Source organism: Neptuniibacter marinus, from assembly GCF_001597725.1.
GTDB classification, from domain to species: domain Bacteria; phylum Pseudomonadota; class Gammaproteobacteria; order Pseudomonadales; family Balneatricaceae; genus Neptuniibacter; species Neptuniibacter marinus.
The window spans coordinates 154,206-173,378 of sequence record NZ_LUTR01000001.1; the positions used below are offsets into that span (position 1 = coordinate 154,206).

General features: G+C 43.0%; 14 protein-coding genes. 11 read left to right on the top strand and 3 right to left on the bottom strand.

The window, feature by feature from the left end; all coding sequences use genetic code 11:
* Positions 1 to 57: 57 nt before the first annotated feature.
* On the bottom strand, positions 58 to 801 hold the full coding sequence (locus A3774_RS00690; RefSeq protein WP_067861994.1) for a FecR family protein: 744 nt from the start codon (positions 799 to 801) through the stop codon (positions 58 to 60).
* Positions 802 to 843: 42 nt separating this feature from the next.
* Positions 844 to 2,865 carry an excinuclease ABC subunit UvrB gene (uvrB, locus tag A3774_RS00695; protein WP_067861997.1) on the bottom strand — a complete coding sequence of 674 codons (2,022 nt, stop codon included), beginning with the start codon at positions 2,863 to 2,865 and terminating at the stop codon, positions 844 to 846.
* A gap of 316 nt (positions 2,866 to 3,181) precedes the next feature.
* Here uvrB and A3774_RS00700 point away from each other — a divergent pair, with 316 nt between their 5' ends.
* The 4 genes from A3774_RS00700 (at position 3,182) to A3774_RS00715 (ending at position 7,766) form a co-directional block, all read left to right on the top strand.
* A complete protein-coding gene (locus A3774_RS00700; protein ID WP_067861999.1) occupies positions 3,182 to 4,369 on the top strand; it encodes a pyridoxal phosphate-dependent aminotransferase in 1,188 nt (395 codons plus the stop codon).
* Positions 4,370 to 4,477: 108 nt separating this feature from the next.
* Positions 4,478 to 4,984, top strand: coding sequence for a disulfide bond formation protein B (locus A3774_RS00705; RefSeq protein ID WP_067862003.1), 507 nt, complete (start codon positions 4,478 to 4,480; stop codon positions 4,982 to 4,984).
* A gap of 181 nt (positions 4,985 to 5,165) precedes the next feature.
* Positions 5,166 to 5,621 (top strand): DUF4442 domain-containing protein, encoded by a 456-nt coding sequence (locus A3774_RS00710; RefSeq protein WP_067862006.1) that lies wholly within the window; start codon positions 5,166 to 5,168, stop codon positions 5,619 to 5,621.
* Between the two features lie 153 nt (positions 5,622 to 5,774).
* On the top strand, positions 5,775 to 7,766 hold the full coding sequence (locus tag A3774_RS00715; protein ID WP_067862008.1) for a methyl-accepting chemotaxis protein: 1,992 nt from the start codon (positions 5,775 to 5,777) through the stop codon (positions 7,764 to 7,766).
* A gap of 62 nt (positions 7,767 to 7,828) precedes the next feature.
* On the opposite strand, the gene A3774_RS00720 is transcribed toward A3774_RS00715, so the two are convergent.
* On the bottom strand, positions 7,829 to 8,023 hold the full coding sequence (locus tag A3774_RS00720; protein WP_067862011.1) for an RSP_7527 family protein: 195 nt from the start codon (positions 8,021 to 8,023) through the stop codon (positions 7,829 to 7,831).
* Between the two features lie 251 nt (positions 8,024 to 8,274).
* On the opposite strand from A3774_RS00720, the gene A3774_RS16715 reads away from it, so the two are divergent.
* From A3774_RS16715 to A3774_RS00750, 7 genes are all read left to right on the top strand, one after another.
* Positions 8,275 to 8,505, top strand: a complete 231-nt coding sequence (locus tag A3774_RS16715) for a LysR family transcriptional regulator (RefSeq protein ID WP_231867912.1) — start codon at positions 8,275 to 8,277, stop codon at positions 8,503 to 8,505.
* A gap of 65 nt (positions 8,506 to 8,570) precedes the next feature.
* Positions 8,571 to 9,155, top strand: coding sequence for a LysR substrate-binding domain-containing protein (locus tag A3774_RS00725; protein ID WP_231867903.1), 585 nt, complete (start codon positions 8,571 to 8,573; stop codon positions 9,153 to 9,155).
* A 163-nt stretch (positions 9,156 to 9,318) separates the two neighbouring features.
* The gene (locus A3774_RS00730) at positions 9,319 to 10,377 is read left to right on the top strand and encodes an efflux RND transporter periplasmic adaptor subunit (RefSeq protein ID WP_067862014.1); all 1,059 of its coding nucleotides are present in this window, start codon (positions 9,319 to 9,321) and stop codon (positions 10,375 to 10,377) included.
* A gap of 6 nt (positions 10,378 to 10,383) precedes the next feature.
* A complete protein-coding gene (locus tag A3774_RS00735) occupies positions 10,384 to 13,434 on the top strand; it encodes an efflux RND transporter permease subunit (RefSeq protein WP_067862016.1) in 3,051 nt (1,016 codons plus the stop codon).
* 13 nt (positions 13,435 to 13,447) lie between these two features.
* Positions 13,448 to 14,743, top strand: a complete 1,296-nt coding sequence (locus A3774_RS00740; RefSeq protein ID WP_067862018.1) for a TolC family outer membrane protein — start codon at positions 13,448 to 13,450, stop codon at positions 14,741 to 14,743.
* A gap of 151 nt (positions 14,744 to 14,894) precedes the next feature.
* On the top strand, positions 14,895 to 15,971 hold the full coding sequence (locus A3774_RS00745) for an efflux RND transporter periplasmic adaptor subunit (protein WP_231867904.1): 1,077 nt from the start codon (positions 14,895 to 14,897) through the stop codon (positions 15,969 to 15,971).
* Between the two features lie 3 nt (positions 15,972 to 15,974).
* A complete protein-coding gene (locus tag A3774_RS00750; protein WP_067862022.1) occupies positions 15,975 to 19,121 on the top strand; it encodes an efflux RND transporter permease subunit in 3,147 nt (1,048 codons plus the stop codon).
* The last annotated feature ends 52 nt before the right edge of the window (positions 19,122 to 19,173 follow it).

The following is a 19,173-nucleotide window of genomic DNA, read 5'->3' on the forward strand; positions in this document are numbered from 1 at the left end:
AACAGCTATATAAAGACGATACATCTACAATTTTAATAAAACTTAGCGCTTTTTTTGTTACTGATATTGTGGTGGTAACGCTCTAGAGTTCAAAACCTCTGTCGCAGGAATGTTTTTATCATTAACACCATCGATTAAAACAGGCCCTAGGTCTTTAACTGTTTCAAAAATATCGAAAGGGGTGCCTTTCATCTCTATTCGGCTCTCCCTACTTGCTAAGAAGAAGTAATTTCCAGCGGAAACAGGCGCATTACTAAAATCATTTTCTACAACGATTTCCCCCTCCAATACATAGCCGTACAGCCCCATTATGCCCTGTGTATCTTTTTGGCAGGCGCTATCGCAGTAGAAAAGCGTGTAATGTGTGCCTCGAACCCCAATAGTGGCTATAGGTGTATGTACTTGGTAGTGCTCCACATTAGTATGACTAATCGCACCGGTAATGGTCCGCAGTCCACCTTTTAATAGGCGATAAACTGAGTTCCCCGTTTCCGGTGTATCTTTATTAAATTGGTAGGTTTCAACACTGAATACAGTTTTTTCTCGCAAAGAGAAACGGGAACTATCACTAAAACGCAATTGAAGCTGCCCTTTAGGCCCCGTTGAGATTAAATCCTGCGTATATATGCTAGATTTACGTTTGAGATCACGACTAGGTTGCTGAGGCAGTTGGGCCTTATTCCCCCCTATACTTAAAACAACTACGGCCGCTTCTTGAGCCGCAGCCACACTCAGGTTTGAACCGATTGCATTCATTAATAGCACCGCTGAAAATATCAATACTCTAGAGAGCCGTGCCATGATTTTTTCCTTGTTTTAAACTGTCGTCAAATCGATAAAAAATCAACTAACAAATGTATGTTGTTTTAATTTCTGCAATTCATCGCGATACCGCGCTGCAACTTCAAAATCTAGATTTTTAGCTGCTTCATACATTTTATCTTCGATGCGTGTCATCGCTTTTGATAACTCTTTAACTGACATCAGTGATGGATCTATTTGATATTCACCCGTCTGCTCCGCAACCTTCTTCGCCGTTCGTGTTGCTTTGCGGCCTGGGATCGTACTCGCTCCTTCCATAATATCAGCGACCGACTTCGTAATACCTTTAGGCACAATCCCGCGCTCTTCATTATAAGCAATCTGCTTATCTCGACGTCGCTGGGTTTCATCTATTGCCCTTTGCATTGAACCAGTTATGCGATCAGCATATAAAATAGCGCGCCCATTAACATTTCGAGCCGCACGTCCAATGGTCTGAATCAACGACGTTTCTGAACGGAGGAAACCCTCTTTATCAGCATCAAGTATAGTCACTAAAGACACTTCAGGCATATCAATACCCTCTCGAAGTAAATTAATGCCGACTAAGACATCAAATTCACCAATCCGAAGGTCTCGAATAATTTCTACACGCTCAACCGTATCTATATCGGAATGAAGGTACCGAACTCTAACCCCGTGCTCATCGAGGTATTCAGTCAGATCCTCAGCCATACGCTTTGTCAGCACAGTGACGATAATACGCTCTTTTTTAGCGACAACTTTATGTATCTCTGATAACAGGTCATCCACTTGAGTTGAAGCAGGCCGAACCTCAACTTCTGGATCAATCAATCCCGTCGGGCGCACCACCTGTTCAACAATCGCTTGTTGATTAGCAGCCTCGTATTTACTCGGTGTCGCAGATACAAAAATCATTTGAGGGGACTCTTCCTCCCACTCTTCAAATTTCATCGGTCGATTATCTAATGCAGAAGGTAGACGAAAACCATACTCAACCAGCGTCTCTTTACGTGAACGGTCTCCACGATACATCGCCCCGATTTGCGGCACAGTGACATGAGATTCATCCAGTACAAGCAAGGCATTATCCGGCAGATAATCAAATAGGGTCGGTGGCGCGGCTCCCGGCTCTCTACCAGAAAGGTAGCGGGAATAGTTCTCGATACCGGAGCAATATCCAAGCTCCATGATCATCTCCATATCGTAGAGGGTACGCTGCTCTAGTCTTTGCGCCTCAACTAACTTTTGATTATCACGCAGCTGTTTTAATCGCTCTCGTAGCTCATCTTTAATTTTCTCAACTGCCGCCAACAAGGTTTCACGGGGGGTTACATAATGGGACTTAGGGTAAATGGTAGCACGGGGAACCCGACGTAGTATTTCGCCGGTCAATGGATCAAAATAGCTGATCTCTTCAATCTCTTCATCGAACAGCTGTATACGGATCGCTTCCTGCTCTGATTCTGCGGGGAATACATCGATAACCTCCCCTTTTACGCGGTAAGTACCACGGTGTAGTTCCACATCATTACGGGTGTATTGCAATTCAGCTAAACGACGCAATACGGCACGCTGGTCAATAATATCGCCCCGATCTATATGTAACATCATGCCGAGGTACAATTTCGGATCACCTAAACCATAGATAGCAGAAACTGTAGCAACAATAATGGCATCATCCCGTTCCAACAAGGCTTTGGTTGCTGAAAGCCGCATCTGCTCTATATGATCATTAATCGATGCGTCTTTTTCGATAAAGGTATCTGAGGAGGGAACATAAGCTTCGGGCTGGTAATAGTCATAGTAGGAAACAAAGTATTCAACCGAATTATCCGGAAAGAACTCCTTAAACTCACCGTAAAGCTGGGCTGCCAAGGTTTTGTTATGGGCCATCACAATCGTGGGGCGCTGAACTTGAGCTATGACATTGGCTATCGTAAAGGTTTTACCAGACCCCGTTACCCCCAAAAGTGTCTGTGAAGCTAAGCCCGACTGTATACCATCAACGAGTTCTGCAATTGCTTGCGGCTGATCGCCCGCCGGAGCGAATTGCGAATGAACTTTAAAGCGCTCTTTCATAGCATAACCATGTGAAGATAAAACTCCGCATTATATCCCACTCCCTTTTATTTTGAGCAGTTATTTCCCCTACAAAGAACATAATCGAAGCAATAAAGTTTCCTTTAATAGAATTATGATCAATATATTGATCTAAAAAGGCGTTTTTTAACCAAAACAGGATTCATGATGGCTTTTCTTTGCTGTATTATTAGCGGGTTTGGGGACGTCTGATGTAGTTTTTGCTTTGCAATACCTACACTGATTAATATCGCCACCTGCTGATGCGCCCCTTTCATATCACTTATACAAGCAGGTAATTTTTGAGGATTTAGGCTTGAACGTTCAACTTTCAGACCGCGTCAATAACATAAAACCTTCACCAACGCTGGCGGTTACTAACCGTGCAGCCGAATTACGCGCGGCAGGTAAGAACATTATTGGCCTGGGTGCTGGTGAGCCAGACTTTGATACGCCCGATCACATCAAGCAGGCTGCCATCCAGGCGTTGAATGAAGGTTTCACTAAATATACCGCTGTAGACGGAACGCCATCCCTAAAAAAAGCGATTATTAATAAATTCAAAGATGATAATGGCCTAAATTACGAAGCTAATCAGATCCTCGTTTCCTGCGGCGGAAAACAAAGCTTCTTTAATCTTTCCCTTGCTCTGTTAAACGAAGGGGACGAAGTTATTGTGCCTGCTCCATACTGGGTATCTTACCCCGACATGGTACTTATGGCCGACGCAAAGCCTGTGATTGTTTCCACAACACAAGCTCAACGCTTCAAAATGACACCTGAGCAGCTTGAAGCAGCGATCACAGATAAAACACGCCTAATGGTTTTAAACAGCCCATCAAATCCAACCGGCGTTGCGTATACACTCGACGAATTTAAAGCATTAGCAGATGTTCTACTGAAGTATCCAAAGGTATTGATTGCAACTGATGATATGTATGAGCACATTCGCTTGAATGACAAGCCATTCGTGAATATCTTAAATGCATGCCCTGAGCTTTATGATCGTACAATCGTGCTAAACGGTGTTTCAAAAGCTTATTCAATGACTGGCTGGCGCATAGGCTATGCAGCGGGACCTGCTTGGTTGATTGGTGCAATGAAAAAAATCCAATCGCAAAGCACATCAAACCCAACATCGATCGCTCAAGTCGCCGCACAAGCAGCACTTGAAGGCTCACAAGATTGTGTTAAAGAGATGGTCGTCGCCTTCAAAGCTCGCCACGAGTATGTTGTTAAAACACTTAACAGCATTCCCGGTGTGAGCTGTATTCCTGCTGACGGTACCTTTTATGCTTTCCCTAGTTTTCAGGAAGTGATCGATAATGATGACCGCTTTGAAGATGATATAGCGCTCGCTGAGTTCTTATTAATAGAAGCGGGTGTCGCACTAGTACCCGGTTCCGCTTTTGGCGCCCCCGGCAATATGCGCTTATCATTTGCGACCAGCATGGACGTACTTGAAGATGCGCTTGGACGTATCAGCAAAGCACTTTCTGCCTAAACGGGTGAACACAAAAAACCGAGCTTATATGCTCGGTTTTTTCTATCTATTGGAACCTTCTCGCGACTTCGGCATCAGAGAAACCACTTATATAAAAGGAGATAGTCGATGCTAAGTAAATTAAGCGGTTTAAGTCGTTCGTCTTGGTATTGGCTTGGGCTCATTATACTTGGCCTTAGCATGGAAGGCGTCGCACTATTCTTTCAATACGGATTAAATTACGGCCCTTGCGTACTCTGCATCCATATTCGTATCTGGGTTATGGCTTTCACTCTTGTAGCGATTCTAGGATTCTTTGTTAGAAAATCCCTCTGGGGGGCTAAACTATCCCACTTACTGATGCTTCTTGTTAGCCTTGGATTAACTGAGCGCTCTTGGCAAACCTTAGCCGTTGAACGCGGTTGGATCATTGATAGCTGTAGCATGAATAGCGGCCTACCTAACTGGTTTGCATTAGATCAGTGGATGCCGCAAGTATTTGAACCTTGGGAGCCTTGCGGATACACACCAGAACTTCTGTTTGGTATAACAATGGCTGAAGGATTAATGCTTATATCTATTTTACTTGTAAGTGTTTCTATTTTATTTAGCGCACTTCAATTTCGCCGTAAATAGCCACAACTAACGCTACATATGGCTTAAATAATCTATTCATTCGCCTAAATCATTCCAGATTATTTAAGCCATCTCATAAACTGAACGATTCAGTTAGTAAAAAGAACCTTTTCTGTCACTGACACACCGACCAACTATCCTAAAAATACAACATTCCCCTTCTCTGCTTTTGAGCCTATGTATGAAGCTGTCAGCAAGAACAATGAAACATCTACTCAACTTATACCCTCCCTATATTGGTGCTGGCATAAAAGTAGAAAACATATCCGACGATTGGAACCATATCACCGTATCAATGAAAGTCCGCTGGTATAACCGTAATGCCGTCGGCACTCATTTTGGCGGTAGTATCTATTCAATGATCGACCCACATATCATGCTTATTCTTATGAAAAAACTTGGTAAGGAATATTGGGTTTGGGATAGCGCAGCTGAAATTACTTTTATAAAAGCAACCAAGAAAAAAATAACTGCACAGATCCACCTATTAGACGAGCAGATAGAACAGATCAAAACCTCAGCCCAAACAGGAGAAAAGCAGTTTCCCGAGTTTCATGTAGAAATATGGGATAGCGATCAAAGCCTAATCGCCCATGTTAAAAAGATTCTCTATGTAAAACGACGCCCTACCCTATAGCTGAAGCAATTTGTTACTAGATTACCTGCTTTCTGTCACTGACTCCGCCGCCATTGCCCTTTAAATTAAGATAAAGGATCAATTTTTAAACAATCTTAATCTGACTAGATCACGCTTAAAATAAAAACAACTAACAGCATCCGGAACTTTACAATGACTTTCATTCTAACCCCCGTCATTCGACTGATGGATAGACTGCCTTATCTATACAAATTCATCTTGGTTAGCACTGTATTTACGCTTCCTCTCGCTCTACTTTGTACTGTCCAAATTCAGTATTTACGAACCGATATTACTGACACACAACATAGAGCCATCGCTATAAAAAAGCTCCATACTAACTATCAATTACTAAAGGCGTTTACAGATTATAGAGACCTGCGATTTACTATTGGTTTCGTAAATCAACCACTAAAACCGGAAAAAGAACAACAATTCACTGAGCTAAGAAAGATAATAACTACACAGCTTATACCTGAATCTGACCTCGCGAATTTATGGCAAAAAATAGATACCTCACAGTTTTCAACATTGAACTTAGATATTGAAAACCGCTTCCAATATTTTAATCAGTTAAGTCTATCCTTAGTCAAAGTAAGTGAAGAAGAAAGCTTTAACTCAGGTATCACTCGCGATCTAGATACTCGAATCTATATCATCTTAAGAGCACTACTTGAAGATATCCCCACAACCCTAGAAAACATTGGCGCCACACGAGATTATGCAGGACATGGGCTGTCAACCGGATATCTTGGTTCAGCAGCACTCGATCATTTAAACCAACTTTATGATCGCTTACAAAAAAGCGCCATGTCATTAAACGCAATCACAAAAAAACTAGAGAACCTTCAGGATATTGACCCACAATTAGTTGAATTAAGTCGCCAATCTCACCAAGCACTCCTCCATTTTGCTGATCGTCTTGATCGAGATATTATTGTTGGCGAAAATATGGAGCAGTCTTGGGAAACCTTTTTTAACGCGTCCAGTCAGGATCTCGAACATATCTTCCACTTTTCTGATCTAGCCCTCGGCTATGCATCACATATATTAAAAGAACGCCTCGAAGTACAAAAACGACAGCTATATAGCTTAGTCGCTGCAATCTCTTTAATTATTCTTTTAGCTGCCTACTTTTATCTTGGATTTAATATTTCTGTACAAAGAAATATGAAACAAGTCCTCAATGCAGCAAAGCAAATAGCCCAAGGGAATTTAACAACGACCATCGACTTACAATCTAAAGACGAAATGGCACAACTGAGTAATCAATTTAATGAGATGAGACAGCGGATCCATATTCTAATTGAGCAACTAAAACATACTGCAAGCAGTGTCGAAGAACAGTCAAAAAGTTTAGATACGACCGCTTACAACTCTAGCCAATCAGCTCAGCAACAAAAACGACAAACCACAGAGATGTCATTAATTATTACTGAAATGTCCGCTTTAGCTGAAAAAATCAGTTACGAAGTCAATAACGCCTCTGCGGAAGCCTCTCAAACCAATGAATTAGCATTCAAAAGCCATGTACAAGTCCAAAGCGCATTAGATCAAATTGAGCAACTATCAGCACATTTAAGTAAATCAAGCCAATCAATTGACCAACTGGCCGCAAAAAGCACCAATATAGTTAAAGTGCTAGATGTGATCAAGGGCATTGCCGAGCAGACCAACTTACTCGCACTGAATGCGGCAATAGAGGCCGCCCGAGCAGGTGATAAAGGAAAGGGGTTCGCCGTCGTGGCCGATGAGGTGCGAAACTTAGCTCAGCGAACTCACAGCTCTACTGAAGAGATTGAGTGCATGCTGAACGAATTCAAAAAAGGGATCGATAGCGCCGTGGTTGTTATGGAGAACAGTGCAAAAAAAGCAGAACAAACAGCAGCGCAATCAAAATCAATAGGTACAGCCTTACATGAGATAACAGAATCAATCTCTACCATTTCAAAAATGAACGATCACATCACTCTGTATGCAGAGGAGCAATCAGAGAACGCTCAAAATATTGAACTCGGTATTTCACACGTAAACAAGGCAAGTGAACTCACGGCTCAAGGAGCTGATGAGACAGCAAAAGCATGTAGCCAAATGAGCGACCTGTCTAATAAATTAAACAGCGTCATTACTACCTTCAAACTATAAATTTCAGGTATAAAAAAGCCCGCTTAAAAGCGGGCAAAATAACAGGATGTAACTAATCAATTTCAATAAGTGTATGTAGGTACCGATAAACGGTTGGAATGAGAAGAGCTCAGTAACTTTTTAACCGCCGCTACAGCAACCGCTATAGCACCAACAAAAGCCTCACTACGCTGCTCTTTGGCTAGAGCCATGTAATATGCAGTATCTACATCACCACAAGCATTAAGACGTACTGACATTTCAAATTCGTTATTCACACATACACCAAATTAAATCAACAAAACAATTAAAAGAAGCCCCGCTGCTCGAACAAATAAATTCATCAAATCTAAGCTACAAATAAAAATAAGTTACTGTAACTAAAGATAAACAGATCACTTGTTGATTAACGATGTTGTACATACTAAAGTCTACCAAGGACATTAACAAACGACAGTTTTTCACCAAATAGATGAATTTATCTCATCTATAGGAGTTTTCTATCAGGCGCCTTCCTCCTCTTAATGCCCTGCGCAGCTTTGAAGCAGCCGCCCGTGCAGGCAGTTTCCACAAAGCGGCAGAAGAGTTATTTGTTACACCTTCTGCTGTAAGTCATCAAATAAAGGGCCTTGAATCCTTCTTAGGCGTCCAGCTCTTTGAACGTATTAAACGACGTGTAGCGCTCACGCCACCCGGCGAACGATACCTTATCGCTATTCAATCAGCTTTAGATGAAATAGATGAAGCAACAAAAAAATAGTCACGGTCCCCAACTCTAATATTGTTAATTTAAGTGTTGCGCCAGCTTTTCTCACACGTTGGTTAGTGCCAAGAATTAATCACTTCCAATCACTTAGCCCTGATGTGGAGCTTCGATTAACCGCATCAATGAGCCAGATCGATTTTCGCTACAGCGATATGGATATGGCGGTGTTTTATGGTGATGGTAACTGGCCTGATCTCCACTACCATCTATTACGCAACGTACACTTAGTACCGGTATGCAGCCCTAAGCTTTTAGAGGGAAAGCCTCCAATAAAATCAGCTAAGGACCTTCTACAGCACACACTTATCCACATATCTAAACGGGATACCGAGTGGCAATCCCTATTGGAACAAAACGGCGGCAATGAAATAGAGAATACACGGGGCATGACGTTTTCCAGTACATCACTAGCATTAGGTGCAGCAATGGAAGGTTTAGGCATCACCTTAGCTGACCGCGGTCTTGCAGAACGAGAACTGGAATATGGACAACTCATTTGCCCACTGGATATATCCTTAGATACACAAAAATCGTTCTATTTAGTTTATCAAAAAGGACGCCCTCTAACGGAGAGCATGCAAGCCTTTAGAGATTGGATTCTCGATGAGATGCAAACGGAACAGCGTTCACTACAACAACTGTAAAGGTCTTTATGTATGCTTGGCATAAACCGACCGGTTTTATGGTCGGACACAACAACTAACACAGATTCAAGAACAGATTGTTGCATTTCTCAACACTATAAAGCGTTGTGAGCGCTATGCATCCCGTTACAATAGCATCTACAATTTCTTAGGGACGATAATAATGCGTATGCTTAATAAATCCTATCTCACTTTCGCGGTTGCCATATTAACCGCACTATTCTCTTTATCCTCTTTCGCTAAAGGGTTACCTGCAGAAGTTATCACTGTAGCCAACTCTATTTTAGATAAGAAAATATCTGCAGTAGGCAGTTTGAGAGCCAATGAATCGGTGATGTTGCGCCCTGAACAAAGTGGACGAATTGAAGAAATTCTCTTTGAAGAAGGTGAAAAGGTAGAGCAAGGCAAACCATTATTTAAACTAGATAGTTCAGTTTACATTGCAGAACTTAAATCAGCACAAGCTAGCGTGCAGTTAAGCCGTGTAGATTATGAACGCGCAAAAAGCCTACTAAAGAAAAAAGTCGGGTCCGCACAAGATAGGGACAGTACTTTAGCGCAACTACGCGTAGATCAAGCGCACCAAGCACTCGCTCAAGCTAAACTAGATAAAATGACAATAAAAGCGCCTTTTACCGGCTATACAGGTTTAAGGCTGGTAAGCCCTGGTGATTTTGTCGATCAGGGCGAAAATCTAGTTAGATTGACTGACTACAGCAAATTAAAACTGGACCTTAAATTCCCTGAAATCTATCTCTCAGAGCTAAAAAATGGCCGCATACTCGAAGTTAATGTCGATGCATTACCAGGTGAAATCATTAAAGGAAAAGTAACCGCGGTTTCCCCAAGTGCCGACAACAATGCCCATAATATTGAGATCCGCGCAGAGATCGCCAATGACGAAGGTAAACTAAGGCCTGGGCTTTTTGCACAAGTTTCATTACTCGTCGATCAACAAGAAAGCGTCGTAGTACCTGAGCAAGCCATTATCCCCCAAGACGGTAAATTCTTTGTAATGACCGTTACAGAAGAACATACAGTCGCAATGACACCGATCAAAATGGGCCAACGCCGTCCAGGTGTTGTCCAAATCACAGAAGGGCTGTCTGCAGGTGATCTGCTTATTATCGCTGGGCAGATCAAACTTAACCCAGGTATGCCGGTGACCCCTATCTTTGTTGATGGTAGTCAAAAAGAAATAACAAACGATAAACAGGACTAAGCCACCATGATTCTTTCAGAAATCAGCATAAAACGTCCTGTACTGGCGACAGTGATGAGCTTATTGGTTTTGCTCATCGGCTTTATTTCATATGATCGTTTATCTATACGTGAATATCCAAAAATCGACCTCCCTGTAGTCACGGTTGAAACAAACTACCCTGGGGCAAGCGCATCCATTATTGAAACCCAAGTCACACAGATTATTGAAGATTCCCTGTCCGGTATTGAAGGAATCGATTTTATGAATTCGATCAGTCGTACCGAAACATCACAAATCAGTGTCACATTTAATATTGAACGCGATCCAAATGCAGCCGCTGCCGATGTCAGAGACCGAGTAAGCCGCATTACTGGGCAGTTACCGGATGATGTTGATCCCCCCGTTGTGACAAAGACAGAAGCCGATGCCCAACCGATTATTTGGCTCGCTTTCAACTCAGACCGCCATAATATGATGGAAGTGACGGAAATAGCCGATCAGCGTGTTAAAGATCAATTACAAACAGTTTCAGGTGTAGCTAACGTCAGAATTTTTGGTGAACGCAAATATTCTATGCGCATATGGCTCGACCCTGCTCGGATGGCTGCTTATAAAGTTATCCCGAACGATATAGAATCAACATTAAGCCATCAAAACATTGAAATCCCCGCTGGCCGTATTGAAAGTAAAGAACGAGAGTTCACACTATTAGCCAAAACTGACGTAAACGATGTCGAAGCCTTCAAGCAACTTATTATTCGTAATGTTGATGGCTATCCTGTCCGTATACAAGATGTTGCTCGCGTGGAAATCGCCCCAGAAAACATTCGCCGTATCACTCGTTACAAAGGTGAAAATGCCGTTGCGCTTGGTATAGTAAAACAATCGACAGCAAACCCACTAGACGTATCCACGGGCATCCGAGCTACACTAGATAAAGTAATACCCACGCTACCAGAAGGCATGAAGGTAGAAGTAGCTTATGACTCCTCTATTTTTATCGAAGAATCCATCAAGTCCGTCTATCAAACATTAATACAAGCAGGCATTCTCGTCATATTGGTACTGCTTTTCTTTTTAAGAAATATTCGGGCCACACTTATTCCCGTTGTAACGATTCCATTATCACTCATCGGCGCTTTAGCCATGATGTATTGGATGGATTTCAGCATTAACACACTAACCTTACTGGCTCTCGTACTAGCAATAGGACTCGTTGTCGATGATGCAATCGTTATGCTAGAAAATATCTATCGCCATGTAGAGGAAGGCTTACATCCTATTCAAGCAGCCTTTAAAGGCGCAAAAGAGATCGGATTTGCCGTATTAGCCACAACAATTGTGCTAGTGGCCGTTTTTGCCCCTGTTGCCTTTTCTGAAGGGCGTACAGGAAAGCTCTTTACTGAATTCGCACTAACACTTGCAGGCGCTGTAGTCGTATCGACCTTTGTCGCTCTGACCTTATCGCCGATGATGTGCTCACGTCTGCTTAAACATGAAAAACGCCACTCTGCATTTTTCAATTTAATTGAAGGCTTTCTTAATTGGATCACCCGTAGCTATCAAAAGCTGTTGAGGAAACTACTCAAATCCCGTCTATTAGCTTTACTTATTATGGGATTAAGCTTTGCCGGTGCCGCCTTCTATTATCAACAACTTCCACAAGAATTAGCACCTTATGAAGATCGCGGTACAATTCTTAACTTCGCCCTAGCTCCCGACGGTTCATCTGTAGATTATATTGATCGTTATACTCGCCAGATCGAAGCAACAATCAGCAAAACACCTGAAACTGAACGCTACTTTACCGTTGTCGGATTCCCTTCAGAAACTAACGCGCTGGTATTCCAAGGCCTTAAACGCTGGGAAGATCGAGATAAGAAACAGCAAGCAATAGTGCAGGAGCAAACGCCTAAGCTTTTCGGCGGTATTCCAGGCATTATGAGCTTCTCGCTTAACCGCCCATCCCTTGGACAGAGTTTCATATCTCGCCCCGTAGAATTCATCGTCAAAACAAATGGGACTTATGAAGATTTAAAAAATATTACCGATCAATTAATGGCTAAAGTTTATGAAAACAAGGGCTTTGCTCAACCAGATTCTGATCTAAAACTCAATAAACCTGAACTACAGATCGATGTAAAACGTGACAAACTCTCAGATATGGATGTCGATGTTTCCGATTTAGGCCGCACTTTAGAAAGCTACATGGCTGGCCGTGAAGTAACCCGCTTTAAACGTCTAGGTGAGCAATATGAAGTCATAGTTAAAGTCGATGATGAGCAACGCCGTGACCCCAGTGACTTAACTGACCTATATATGCGAACGAATGACGGCAATATGGTTCAACTATCTAACTTAGTTGAAATCAATGAGACTGTAGCCCCACGTGAGCTCAATCATTTTGATAAAGTTAAGGCGGTTAAAATACAAACACAGCTCGCTCCCGGTTATAGCCTAGGTGAAGCCCTCGCGTTTTTAGAACAAGAGTTAGCAGAAATTGCACCTCAAGCCTCCTATGATTACACCGGTTCCTCTCGGGAGTTTAAAACGTCTAGCAATAGCATGCAGATCACCTTTGTATTAGCGCTAGTTGTTGTATTCCTAGTACTTGCTGCTCAATTCGAGAGCTTCAAAAACCCAATGATTATTATGCTCTCTGTACCCCCTGCAATCTTTGGGGCCCTGTTTGCGTTACACTACAGTGGCGGTTCTTTAAGTGTATATAGCCAGATAGGGCTTATCACTTTAGTCGGGCTAGTCACTAAGCATGGTATTTTGATCGTAGAGTTTGCCAATCAGCTACAAGATCAAGGTAAAACACTGCAAGAATCAATTTTAGAAGCGGCATCTTTACGTTTACGACCCATATTAATGACAACTGGTGCAACCGTATTAGGTACATTCCCTCTCGCTTTTGCCTTTGGCGCAGGCGCCGAATCACGACAACAAATAGGTTGGGTTATTGTCGGCGGGATGACATTTGGTACACTATTAACATTATTCGTAATACCAACAGTTTACAGCTACCTAGGTAAGCGAACTTTCAAAGAAGTTCAACCTGAACAGGCTTAAGGACATTTATTCCATGAAAACAACACAGCTATTACAAGTCTCGTGTCTAACATTAGCGATTAGCTCAGTGCTTACAACCTCGGCAAATGCTGGGCAACTTGCTGATATTTACCAACTTGCACTGAATAATGATCCGCAATTAAAAGCTGCCGAAGCTGCCTATAACGCAGACAAAGAGATTGAAATCCAAAGCCGCGCGTCTCTTTTACCTAGCTTAAGCTTGAGTGCAAATACAACATCCATGGATTCAGATACAGCTCATTACAACAACCATGGCTACACCTTATCATTGAGCCAACCGGTTTTTAATGCGGCATCTTGGTTCACGTTCAAGCAAGGAAAGGTCCTCTCTCAGCAAGCGTCTCTCCAGTTTGATGTAGAACAACAAACCCTCATTAGTCGCACAGTTGAAGCTTATCTGAGCGTCCTACGTGCAAAAAGCGAGTTACAAACATCAGAAGCCCAAGAGCGAGCAATCAAACGCCGTTTAGACCAAGTCAACGCTCAGTTTGAAGTAGGTTTAATTGCTAATACTGATGTGCAAGAAGCACAAGCATCATATGATAACGCGCGTGTTGCTAGAATCGCTGCAGAAGGTGATTTAGATAATAGCTACGAAGAGTTAGCACGCTTAACCGGACAAAACTTTGATGTTATCGCGGAGCTTTCTGAAGACTACCCAATTGAAGAACCGACCCCTGCACAAGCAAAACCATGGTTAGATAAAGCGATGACGAGCAACCTAAATCTAAAGATTGCCAACCTCGCTACTGAGTCAGCACGCCGTGCAGCTCAAGCGGGTCATGCGGGCCACTACCCAACACTGAGCCTAAGTGCTAGTTATGATTACGATGATGGTACCTCATCAACAGATTATGGAACTGACACAAGCTCTATAGGATTAACTCTGTCAGTTCCTTTATATTCGGGTGGATCTATCAGCTCTAAATCACGAGAATTAGAGCAACGGCTCGTTCAAACTCAGTTTAACAAAGATGATACGTTACGAGCTGTTACTCAATCCACTCGTAGCCTCTTACGTGACCTGCGTACTGGTGCATTAAGTGTTAGGGCCCTGAAACAAAGTATTAAATCTAGCGAAATTGCCTTACAAGCTACAGAAGAAGGCTACAACGTAGGCACTCGAAATGTTGTAGATGTACTTCAAGCTGAGCAACAGCTCTATACTTCAAAAAGAGATTACGCAACAGCGCGATTTAATTTTGTACAAAATTTAACCACGTTCAAACAACAGATTGGCACCCTGAACCCTGAAGATATTAACGAACTAGATCGCTGGTTAAAGTAAATCGATTAAGACCTTCCAGAGTGGGTGCCTTACGCCCACTCTATTCTCTAACACTTCATCTATAATCATTTACATTTTATGAGTAACGAAGTACCTAGCTATTCCCAACTAATGACACAAGCATTAGCACCACTTTAATAAGGAGTTTGCTTTGAAATCATTACTCGCATCACTTATGTTAGTTTTTTCGATAACAGTGGCTGCCACCGAAAAACCGCTACCTGCAGTTCTTGTGCATAAAGTGGTAACAACGGATTTAACCCCTACATTTAAACTTGTCGGCCGAATCGAAGCAACAGAAAGAGTCAACCTTCTAGCAAGAGTTTCCGGCTTTCTTGAAGAACGCTTATTTACAGAAGGCCGCGATATAGAAGCAGGGCAAATACTGTTCCGTATTGAAAAAGCTAATTATGAGATTGCATTAAAACAAGCGAAAGCAGATTTAGCTTCGGCTAAAGCAGCCTTAAAAAATGCACAAGCAACTCTCAACCGTAATAGCCAACTACGTCAACGTAAAGCAATTTCCCAAGCCCAGTTTGATCAATCGGTAGCAGATAGGGATCAAGCCAAGGCACAGGTACTTAAAGCAGAAGCGGGCTTAAGCAAAGCCGCATTAGATCTAAGCTATACCGAAGTGCGCTCCCCCTTTAGTGGCCGTATAGGTAAGGCTCAATTTTCAGTCGGCGACCTAGTAAATACCAGCAGCGGCCCCTTAGCCACCGTCGTAAAAATAGACCACGTTTATGTTGAGATGTCTGTTAGTGAAAAGTTGATGCTAGATGCTCGCCGTAAAGGTATCGATCTTGATAACCCGCCAGTGGCGCCACGCCTGATGCTATCAGATGGCAGCATCTATGAGCAGCCAGGCAGTTTTAATTTCATCTCACCTGAAGTTGATCGAAACACCGATACAATCACCCTACGCGCAGCCTTTCCCAATCCCAAATACCTTCTTCTACCTGGAGAATTTGTGCATGTTGAGATCAAACGCAAACAAGCTGAAAGCGGTATCCAAATCCCGCAATCCGCAGTACAGAGAGATCGAGAAGGCTATTTTGTATTACGGGTTGATGCAGAAAAGCGGGTCAGCATGCAACGCGTTGAAATGGGACCACAAGCTGGGGGGCAATGGCAGGTACTTAGCGGCCTAAACGTAGGCGATCTTATCATTACAGAAGGTCTTCAAAAGGTTAAATCTGGTATTCAGGTTAATGCGGTAGAGGAATAGAAGATGTTCTCTATATTTTTTATTAATAGACCGAAATTTGCCTTAGTTATCTCCATCGTTTTAATGCTCGCAGGGGGCTTATCAATGTATAGCCTCCCTGTTGCTCAATTTCCGGACATTACCCCCCCAAAAGTCCAAGTCCAAGCGACTTATCCAGGCGCAAATGCCGAAGTCGTCGAGCAAGCCGTTGCTACCCCCATCGAAGCACAAGTGAACGGGGTTGATAACATGTTGTATATGTCATCAACTGCATCTAATGATGGTAGCTACACTTTAGATATCACGTTTGCTGTAGGTACCGACCCAGATCAGGCCGCGATCAACGTCCAAAATCGTGTTGCTTTAGCTGAATCAGCTCTCCCCCAAGAGGTTATAAATCAGGGCATCACCACCAAAAAGCAAGCAGCTAACATGCTGCTTGTTATCAACCTTTTTTCGCCTGAGGGGAGCTATGATGAGCTATTTTTAAGTAACTACGCATCCCTTTATATCCAAGATTCTCTGGCACGTATCAATGGTGTTGGCTCAGCCTCTCAGTTCAGCCCCATGGACTATGGTATGCGCGTCTGGCTAGATCCTGATCGCTTAAAAGCCCTTTCTCTAACCCCTAGCGATGTATCAAGTGCAATAGAACAGCAAAATATTCAAGCGGCCGTTGGCATTATCGGCCAGCCTCCTTTAGCTCAAGACCAACAGTTTCAATATAATTTACGCGCTAAAGGGCGACTCGCAAATGTCGAAGAATTTGAAAACATTATTCTACGTACAGGTAAAAGTGGAGCATCAGTACGTCTGCGAGATGTAGCAAGGGTGGAACTCGGTTCTCAAAGCTACAGCGCCTCAGCCATTATGAACGGTAATCAAGCAGCAACAATCGCGATTTATCAAAGCCCAGGCGCTAACGCGCTAGATGTTGCCGAGGAAGTTTACGCCGAACTTGAAAGGCTAAGTGAGCGTTTCCCTGATGATATTGAATATAGCGTGTTGTATGACACTACACTCTCGGTAAAAGCCTCATTACAAGAGGTAATCGAAACACTGCTTATTACCTTTGGGTTAGTTGTATTTGTTACCTTTCTATTTTTAGCTGACTGGCGTGCCACACTTATCCCCTCCGCCACAATTCCAGTTTCACTTATTGCCACTTTTGCAGTTCTTTCCGCATTTGGCTTAAGCATAAATACCATTTCTCTTTTTGCATTGATATTGGCAATCGGCATTGTGGTCGATGATGCGATTGTCGTTGTTGAAAACGTTAAACGGCATATTCAAGAAGGACTTTCAGCTAAAGAAGCAACCGCAGTATCAATGAAAGAAGTGATGGGGCCAGTGATTGCCACAACACTCGTGCTATTAGCCGTGTTTGTTCCCGTTGCATTTATGCCGGGCATTACGGGTAAACTTTACACCGAATTTGCTGTTACTATATCCGTTGCTGTTTGCTTTTCATCACTCAACGCACTTACGCTGTCCCCCGCCCTCTGTGCTTTATTGTTGAAACCTGCCTCCGAGCCCAATGTTCTGTTAAAAAGGTTTGATCGGCTGGTTAATTGGACTCGCACCGGTTACGTCAAAAAAGTTACTTTTTTAAACCGCCGTTTATGGCTTAGTTTAGGCCTATTAGCTGCAATGGGGGGTGGTGTTTACCACCTATTCAGTACCACACCTACGGGGTTCTTGCCTTACGAAGATAATGGTGCATTTTTCATTAATGTGCAGTTACCTGATGGTGCGTCTCTCAATCGAACCGATGAAATTGTTGCCCAAATTGATCAGATTCTCTCGGAGCAACCCGGTGTAGAAAACCGAATCGCCATTAAAGGCTTCAGTATTCTGGGGGGTGCTGCGCCCAACTCAGCTTTGGCGATCCCTATCTTAACCCATTGGGATGAACGTAAAACGTCCGAACTAGCGTGGTATAACATATTAGGCCAACTGAATGAGAAACTTGCGGCAATTCCCGGCGCAAATATTATGGCGTTCCCTACCCCACCAATTCCTGGATTAGGTAATGCTGCAGGGCTAGAAGCCAACATTCTTGATTTAAAGAATGGCTCCCCTCAAGCCCTTGCACAAGCCGTTAATGCGCTAATTTTCGCCGCTAATCAGCAAGCTGAATTTAGTCAGGTTTACTCCACCTATTCAGCTAATGTACCTCAGCTTGAGTTAGTCGTTGACCGAGACAAAGCCCTCGCGTTAGGTGTGTCCATAAGTGGCCTATTTAGCTCTTTACAAGCTCAGCTCGGTACTCAATATGTCAATGATTTTAATATGTTAGGTCGTAACTACCGCGTTATGCTGCAAGCCGATTCAGCCTTCAGGGACAATGTAGATGATTTAAACGATCTAAATGTTAAAAGTAACAATGGCAACCTAATCCCGGTAAGTGCGCTTATTGAAATCAAACCCGTTCTCGGGCCTCAATCACTTACCCGTTATAACCAATCACGTTCAGCAGCCATCACAACGCTATTAGATGAAGGTGTTTCGAGTGGAGAAGGTATTAAATTATTAGAGGATTTAGCGATAAAAACCTTACCTAATGGCTATAGTTTAGAGTGGACAGGGAGCACACAACAAGAACAAGAAGCAGGCAGCTATGTCATCATAATTATGTCATTAGCTATTCTCTTTGCCTATTTATTCTTGGTCGCCCAATATGAAAGCTGGACTATACCGGTTGCGGTCATGCTATCAATTACTGTCGCGCTCTTGGGTGCCATTCTCCCTCTGTGGCTCATCCCCGGTTTAACAAACAACCTATATGCGCAAATTGGGATTGTTATGTTAATTGGGCTTGCCAGTAAATCTGCCATTCTTATAGTCGAATTTGCCAAACAACTTCGCGAACAAGGTAAAAGTATTATTGATGCTGCAAACGAAGCGGCCCGCCTGCGTTACCGTGCAGTATTGATGACCGCTTTCTCTTTTATTCTTGGTGTTCTTCCCCTCGTCACGGCAAGTGGTGCGGGCGCAGCCAGCCGTCTATCCATAGGCGTTGTGGTATTAGGCGGGATGTTATTCGCAACTGTAATTGGTATCTTCTTTATCCCTGCTTTGTTTGTTGCCATGCAAACCCTACGGGAAAAAGTTAAAGGAGGGCCTGAAGCAAAAAAACAGCCTACAGACGCCAGCAGTAAGGCGCCATGAAGCACTAACAAACTGGCACTTAACTTTCACTTTTAATTCTAGTTGCCCGCTG

What these genes read in the sequence shown, in the direction of transcription:
- A3774_RS00690 (WP_067861994.1), bottom strand. Translation starts at nt 801, where the DNA reads ATGGCACGGCTCTCTAGAGTATTGATATTTTCAGCGGTGCTATTAATG.
- uvrB (WP_067861997.1), bottom strand. Translation starts at nt 2,865, where the DNA reads ATGAAAGAGCGCTTTAAAGTTCATTCGCAATTCGCTCCGGCGGGCGAT.
- A3774_RS00705 (WP_067862003.1), top strand. Translation starts at nt 4,478, where the DNA reads ATGCTAAGTAAATTAAGCGGTTTAAGTCGTTCGTCTTGGTATTGGCTT.
- A3774_RS00710 (WP_067862006.1), top strand. Translation starts at nt 5,166, where the DNA reads ATGAAGCTGTCAGCAAGAACAATGAAACATCTACTCAACTTATACCCT.
- A3774_RS00715 (WP_067862008.1), top strand. Translation starts at nt 5,775, where the DNA reads ATGACTTTCATTCTAACCCCCGTCATTCGACTGATGGATAGACTGCCT.
- A3774_RS00730 (WP_067862014.1), top strand. Translation starts at nt 9,319, where the DNA reads ATGCGTATGCTTAATAAATCCTATCTCACTTTCGCGGTTGCCATATTA.
- A3774_RS00735 (WP_067862016.1), top strand. Translation starts at nt 10,384, where the DNA reads ATGATTCTTTCAGAAATCAGCATAAAACGTCCTGTACTGGCGACAGTG.
- A3774_RS00740 (WP_067862018.1), top strand. Translation starts at nt 13,448, where the DNA reads ATGAAAACAACACAGCTATTACAAGTCTCGTGTCTAACATTAGCGATT.
- A3774_RS00750 (WP_067862022.1), top strand. Translation starts at nt 15,975, where the DNA reads ATGTTCTCTATATTTTTTATTAATAGACCGAAATTTGCCTTAGTTATC.